Origin of the sequence: uncultured Porphyromonas sp. (genome assembly GCF_934359325.1) — a bacterium.
Taxonomy (GTDB): domain Bacteria; phylum Bacteroidota; class Bacteroidia; order Bacteroidales; family Porphyromonadaceae; genus Porphyromonas_A.
Genome location: NZ_CAKRLH010000081.1, coordinates 1 through 7,120 on the forward strand (window position 1 = coordinate 1; position 7,120 = coordinate 7,120).

General features: G+C 56.9%; 4 protein-coding genes. All 4 read left to right on the forward strand.

The features are described from left to right. Positions 1-664: 664 nt before the first annotated feature. The gene (locus Q0F21_RS04335) at positions 665-2,683 is read left to right on the forward strand and encodes an LTA synthase family protein (protein ID WP_297237738.1); all 2,019 of its coding nucleotides are present in this window, start codon (positions 665-667) and stop codon (positions 2,681-2,683) included. A gap of 248 nt (positions 2,684-2,931) precedes the next feature. After that, positions 2,932-4,653 carry a glutamine--tRNA ligase/YqeY domain fusion protein gene (locus tag Q0F21_RS04340; protein WP_297237740.1) on the forward strand — a complete coding sequence of 574 codons (1,722 nt, stop codon included), beginning with the start codon at positions 2,932-2,934 and terminating at the stop codon, positions 4,651-4,653. Between the two features lie 12 nt (positions 4,654-4,665). Next, entirely contained in the window at positions 4,666-6,081 is a 1,416-nt protein-coding gene (locus Q0F21_RS04345; protein ID WP_297237742.1) for a peptidylprolyl isomerase, read from the forward strand. A gap of 31 nt (positions 6,082-6,112) precedes the next feature. Further along, on the forward strand, positions 6,113-7,120 hold a 1,008-nt coding region (locus Q0F21_RS04350; RefSeq protein ID WP_297237744.1), incomplete at its 3' end, for an OstA-like protein.

Genomic DNA, 7,120 nt, shown 5'->3' on the forward strand with positions numbered 1-7,120 from the left:
CGAGACCGAAGGTATTGTGCTCCTTGAGCGGTTGATCCTGCGTGATGCGCATATGATGGTGGTCGTTACTTAGTCGATATAAACGGGACCCCTGCAATGATCCTCCTCAAAGGTACCCAAATTCTTCGCCGCCGATGTCCTCCCGAGCTGCCGATCGAGAAAGAGAAGTGAAGACTATAGTCCCTGAAGGGCTGGGGGTGACGCATTTGAGCCTTTCGTAAGTCATCCAACTCATCATGAAGAGTGGGGAACGAAGCACCCCGATAGGGGTGCCCGCTTTTTAGACCCGGGTCGAGGGGCGTAGCCCCGACGACCCGGGGATCCGGTACCGCAAGCGATCCCGCGACCCCGTAGGGTGTCGCACTGATTGACTGACTGGTATGTGCGACACCCTAGCGGGGTCGCTGAAGACTCTCCTCGGCGATCCACAAGGGGTCGAGGGGGTAGGGAAGGGTCTTTGTACATCGGTCACCGCTTCGCGGATGACCGATGCCTATGGAGCGAGCACCCTTCGGGTGCCTCACGGATAAGCCCTATAGGTATATGATTACCCCAATGCTCAATTGCGTCACCCCTGGCTGAAGGGCTGGGATTGAGTGCAAAGTGCTACCTTTGCGGGACTAAAACTCCTTTTTGTCCTGACATTATAACTTGCTTTTCCTAAATGGGTGTCCTAAGGATACGCAATAGGTGGGTCGCCATGCTGGCTCACACCGGTCTGGCAGTGGTGCTGATGACACTATGCCGACTGCTCTACTACTTCTTCAATAAGAGTCTCTTCAGCTTCATTGCGCTACCCCATCTGCTGACACTCCTCGTCGGCGGGCTTCACTACGATGTGGCAGTGATCCTCTATGGCTGTATTATCTACTATCTGATGATGATAGCGGGGGCGTTCCTCCCTCTGCAGCTGGAGCGACGTCGCTGGTGGCAGGTGGTAAGGGCGGTCGGCTTCCTCCTGCCGATGAGCCTGATGCTGGTGATGAATATCTGCGACACCGGCTACTATCCCTACGTCCTGAGTCGTGCCTCGAGACAGCTCTTCTACGAGTTTGGCGAAGAGGATATGGTTGGTCTTGCCGGTGGCTTCATGGTTCAGTTTTGGCCCCTCACCTTAGCCTTTTTCGTCCTGATGTTTCTGCTGGTCTACGGTTTCCTTCGTTTCTCCTACGAGCCCATAGGGGAGCAAAGGAGTCCGCTCGCACGGCGGATCCTCGGAGCTGTCGTTGCTGTCGGTCTCATCGTGGTCGGTATGCGAGGCACCCTTCGATCTCATGAGCGTCCGCTGAGTGAGGCGATAGCCGACAGGTACATCGAGGACTATCGGGAGGTGGCGCTGGTGCTGAATACTCCTTACTCGCTCTCCCGAAGCTCCGGTGCGCGTTTTGTCCGGTATCGCTTCTACGACCCGACCGAGCTCAGGGAGCTCTTTGATCCCACCTATCAGGCCAAGCCACTGGCACCTGGAGACACACTCTACGGTTCGCTCCGGGGGTACAATGTGATGATCGTCCTGATGGAGAGCATGGGGAGAGAGTATGTCGGCGCCCTCAATACGGAGATCCCCGGCTACGAGAGCTATACGCCCTTCCTCGACTCGCTGATCCCCCATACGCTCTACGCGAAGTATGGGTATGCGAATGGGAAGCGCTCCGTCGAGTCCTTCCCCTCAATCTATGCATCGCTCCCTACCTTTGGCGCTACCTTCAACGACAAGGAGTATCAGATGCAGGACTATCAGCAGTGTCACGCCTTTACGTCGGGGCTGCCGCTGATGTTGCGCAACGAGGGGTATGACCTGAAGTTTTACCACGGTGACGAGCCTGGGGCGATGGGTTTCTATGGCTTTCTCCACCGGATGGGCCTTGAGCGTCAGTACACGGCGGAGGACTTCCGCCAGGAGGTGCCGGATGCCGATCGGTATTTTATGAATTCGTGGGGCGTCTTTGACGACCCCTTTGAGCAGGCAATGGCGCGGGACATGAAGCACTCACTGAGAGAGCCTTTCGGAGCCTTCTTCTTCTCCCTCACCAACCACCACCCCTTCCAGCTCCCCCGCGGGTATGAGGAAAGGTATAAGCCGGACACGCTCCCGATCCACCGCACGGCGCAGTATTCAGATGAGGCGCTGCGAAACTTCTTTGACTCCATCAAGGATGAGCCGTGGTATGATCACACGATCTTTGTCATCACCGGTGACCACACCAATCAGAGCGACCGCCCCGAGTACGACTGCTCGGCGGGTAGGTCGATGGTACCGATCTGCTTTTATGTCCCGGACGGCTCCCTCCGGGGCGAGATCTCAGACCGAGTGGTGCAGCATATGGACATCTATCCGACCCTGCTCTACCTGCTGGGTATCGAGCGCCCGATCTACGCCTATGGGCACAATATTTTTGATGACTCGGCGGATCACTATGCTCTCAATAACTTCTTTGACCGCTACTTCCTCTTTACGAAGGAGCTGACGGTAGTGATGCGTCGCGACGGTGAGGTCTCTGTCGAGGCCCCTCGCGCACCGGTGCAGACGGATCATACCGACCCGACACTACCGAGCGACTCCGTCCGAGACCACTACAGTCGCCTGCTAAGAGCGATAGCCCAGGACTACAACGAGCGGATCTTCTCTGCGGACTTCGTACTGACCGACTCTGATGCTGCCCACTCGGGCGCACGGCATTAACCCCTCTCTCGAGGGCTGATTTCTATTACCGGTATTAGGTGCGCCTAATACCGGTAATAGTCTTCACTAATACCGGTAATAGATGTCAGCCTGAGGGGGTGGACTCTAATCCTCTTGCACTGAGGTCGTGGTAAGAGTGGTGGATAGGTGGGGTAATTGTAGTATCTTTGTGATCAGTGGTGTGGCATCGTGACCGGCTTCCCGGGAGCTGTCGTCCGCCCTGTTTTTTACCCTATTAAGAGCCTTGTATGAGCGAGATAGTAGAACCAGTAAAAAGCGGCGAGGAGAAGTCGCTCAATTTTATACAGCAGATCGTGGAGCGTGACCTCCGGGAGGGGCTCCACAACGGGCGCATCCAGACGCGATTCCCACCGGAGCCCAATGGCTACCTCCACATCGGGCACGCCAAGGCAGTCTGTATGGACTTCGGTATCGCAGAGAAGTACGGCGGAGTCTGCAACATCCGCTTCGACGACACCAACCCCGTCAAGGAGGACCAGGAGTATGTCGATGCGATCCTGCGGGATATCGAGTGGCTCGGCTTCCACTGGGGCAATGTCTACCACGCCAGTGACTACTTCGAGAAGCTCTATGACTTTGCCGTCGACCTGATCAAGCGGGGACTGGCCTATGTCGATGAGCAGACCTCCGAGCAGATCGCTGCTCAGAAGGGGACGCTCACCGAGCCGGGGACAGACAGCCCCTATCGGGATCGTCCCGTGGAGGAGAATCTCCGGCTATTTGAGGAAATGCGCCACGGCAAGCACGCCGAGGGGTCGATGACCCTCCGGGCGAAGATCGACATGGCGCACCCCAACCTCCTCTTCCGCGACCCGATCATCTACCGCATCATCAAGAAGCCGCACGCTCGCACCGGGACGGACTGGTCGGTCTATCCGATGTACGACTTTGCTCATGGACAGAGTGACTACTTCGAGGGAGTAACCCACTCGATCTGTACGCTCGAGTTTGTCCCCCATCGCCCCCTTTACGACTATTTCATCGACCTCCTCAAGCCTGAGGACAGCGACTACCGCCCTCGCCAGTATGAGTTTAATCGGCTCAATCTCACCCACACGGTGATGAGTAAGCGGAAGCTCCTGGAGCTTGTGCAGCGCGGTCTCGTACACGGCTGGGACGATCCGCGAATGCCCACCCTCGTCGGGATGCGCCGGAGAGGCTACACGCCACAGAGTATCCGAAACTTCATTGGCGCCATCGGCTACACGAAGTACGACGGTACCATCGAGGAGGAGCACCTGGAGCACTATGTCCGGGAGGATCTGAATAAGGTCGCCACCCGTGCCGCCGTGGTGCTGGATCCGGTGAAGCTGGTGATCACTAATTATCCCGAGGGAGAGACTGAGGAGATGGAGTGTGTCAATAATCCGGAGGATCCCGATGCAGGCACTCACACGCAGACCTTTGGACGTGAGCTCTGGATTGAGCGAGAGGACTTTATGGAGGATGCACCCAAGAAGTACTTCCGTCTCACCCCCGGGCGCGAGACTCGTCTCCGCTCCGCCTACATCGTCACCTGCACCGGATGCGAGAAGGACTCCGAGGGACGTATTACCACCGTCTATGCCGAGTACGATCCGGAGAGTAAGACCGGCGGCGCCACTGCCAATCGTAAGGTGAAGGGGACCATCCACTGGGTCTACGCTGCCGGAGCGCAGCCGGTCGAGGTCCGTATGTACGACCATCTCTTCTCTGCCGAGGATCCGATGGCGGAGGAGTACAATGACATCAGCGAGCTGATCAATCCTCAGAGTGAGACGATCCTTTACCCCTGTTATGCCGAGAAGTTTATCACGGAGGCTCAGGTGGAGGATCACTACCAATTTGTCCGCAAAGGCTACTTTACGAAGGATAAGGACAGCACAGACGAGCTGCCGGTATTCAATCAGACTGTCTCCCTCCGCGACTCGTGGAAGAAGATGGTCAATAACGACAAAGCCAATAAGTAATAGGTCATGCTAATGAGTACGCAACTCCATACCCGGTCCCATCAGAGGCAGCTCCTGACTCTCCTCTGCCTGCTCCTCGCTCCGCTGACGATGCTCGCTCAGAGTAGTAAGAATGTGGTGGATGAGGTGGCCTGGGTCGTGGGCGATGAGCCGATCCTGCTCTCCGACATTGAGCGACAGAGGATGTACTACGAGAGCATGGGTCAGCCCTTCCAGGGCGATCCGCGCTGCATCATCCCTGAGCAGATGGCGATCTCGAAGCTCTTCCTCAACCAAGCCAAGATCGACAGTATCGAACCCAATCAGCAGATGATCAATGCCAATGTCAATCAGTGGCTGGAGCAGGTGACCAATCAGCTGGGGAGTAAGGAGAAGCTCGAGGAGTACCTCGGGCAGAAGTACTCTCAGATACGGGAGGACCGCCGTAAGGTAGTGGCTGAGCAGTACACCGTCATGCAGATGCAGCAGAAGATCGTCGGTGAGGTGATGGTCGCTCCGTCGGAGGTCAATCGCTTCTATGAGCAGATCAATAAGGACTCCCTGCCCTTTGTCCCCACGACGGTGGAGGTGCAGATCCTCACCCTTCAGCCCAAGATCTCGATCAAGGAGGTCGATGCAGTGAAGCAGCGACTGGTCGACTTCACAGAGCAGGTCAATAGCGGGAAGTCTGACTTCGAGACCCTGGCTCGCCTTTACTCTAAGGACAATGAGACCGCTCTCAGAGGTGGTGAGATCGGCTTTGTCGGTCGTGCAGAGCTGGAGCCGGAGTTTGCCAACGTCGCCTTTAGCCTCAATGACCCGAAGAAAGTGTCACGCATCGTGGAGACAAAGCGGGGCTACCACATCATCCAGCTGATCGATAAGCGAGGTGACCTGATCAATGTGCGGCATATCATGCTGAGTCCGGAGGTCAATCAGGAGGAGCTCCTTGCGACCAATAGCCGGATGGACTCCATTGCCGGCATCATCACGAGGGACAGCGTCCCCTTTGCCACCGCTGCACTCTACTACTCCTCCGATGAGGATACCCGTCTGAGCAACGGTCAGATGGTGAATGCGAATCAGCAGAGCTCCCTCTTCGGCACCTCTCGCTTCCAGATGTCTGACCTGCCGCAGGAGATGTCTCCGCTCGTAGCGGAGCTGAGCGAGGGCGAGATCACCAAGCCCTTTACCATGACGGATAAGAATAACCACCTCGTGGTGGCGATCGCCCGCCTCAAGAGCCGCAAGTCCGGGCACCGTGCCAATGTCGTCGACGACTATCAGGTGATCAAGGATATGGTGGAGGGGAAAAAGCGTGAGGAGCTGCTCGATGAGTGGATCCGCGAGAAGCAGAAGACCACCTACGTCAGCATCGCTCCCGCCTATCGTCAGTGCACCTTTCAGTACCCCGGCTGGGTGCTTCGTGAGGGTACGGAGAAGAAGTAAGCTTGTCTCTATACTGCAAGAGTAGTCTCGTATGAACGAAGGTGACCCTCGTCATCCCTTTCTCTTAGCTCTGGCACTGACGCTCCTGTCGGTGGCAGGGCTTATGGCTACTCAGGCACGGCCATCGGCTCCGGGGACTGCCGACTTGCTCTCCTCCCTACAGACGGCGCCCGCGGACACGACCGGCAAGGAGAGGATCATCATAGAACATGTGGACCTGTGGCGCTTCGATAAGGAGGTCAATCCCGATGCGCAGATCCTGACGGGAAACGTTGTCTTCAAGCACGACAATGCGCTGATGTACTGCGACAGTGCGCTCCTCTATAGGGAGGCTAATCGCTTTGAGGCCTTTGGTAACGTCCACATCCACCAGGCGCAGGATACGGTCGATATATACTGCAACTACCTGGACTACGACGGCTACACGAGGCTGGCACGACTCCGAGAGCTGGTTCAGATGGAGCAGGGAGAGAATACCCTCCTCACAGATAGCCTGGACTACGATCGTATGTCGGGGATCGCCTATTACTTTGACTACGGCTCGGTGGCCGACAGCCTCAATGTGCTCTCGAGCGTCTATGCGGAGTACTCCACGGTGGATAAGACGGCGGTCTTCTACAACGACGTCGTGCTGCAGAATGATAACTTCACCCTCTACTCCGATACGCTGCACTACGACACCAACACCAAGATCGCTACCATCCTCGGTCCCACAACGATCGAGGGCGACAGCGGTATCATCTACGCTACTCGCGGGACCTACCGGACGGAGGAGGACGTGGCGACGCTCCTTGACCGGGCTGAGATCGTCTCCGGCAGCCGATGGATGACGGGTGACTCGCTGATCTACGACCGCCCCGCACACTTTGCCGACCTCTATGGTAGCGTCATCCTCCGGGATACGGCTGAGAGTATGGAGCTGAGGGGCAATCATGTGATGTACAACGACTCGACCGAGTGCGGTGAGGCGATAGACCATGCCTACATCTACGAGTACTCCGACTCCGATCACCTCTTTACCGGTGCGGATCGGATGCAG

What these genes read in the sequence shown, in the direction of transcription:
- Q0F21_RS04335 (WP_297237738.1), top strand. Translation starts at nt 665, where the DNA reads ATGGGTGTCCTAAGGATACGCAATAGGTGGGTCGCCATGCTGGCTCAC.
- Q0F21_RS04345 (WP_297237742.1), top strand. Translation starts at nt 4,666, where the DNA reads ATGAGTACGCAACTCCATACCCGGTCCCATCAGAGGCAGCTCCTGACT.
- Q0F21_RS04340 (WP_297237740.1), top strand. Translation starts at nt 2,932, where the DNA reads ATGAGCGAGATAGTAGAACCAGTAAAAAGCGGCGAGGAGAAGTCGCTC.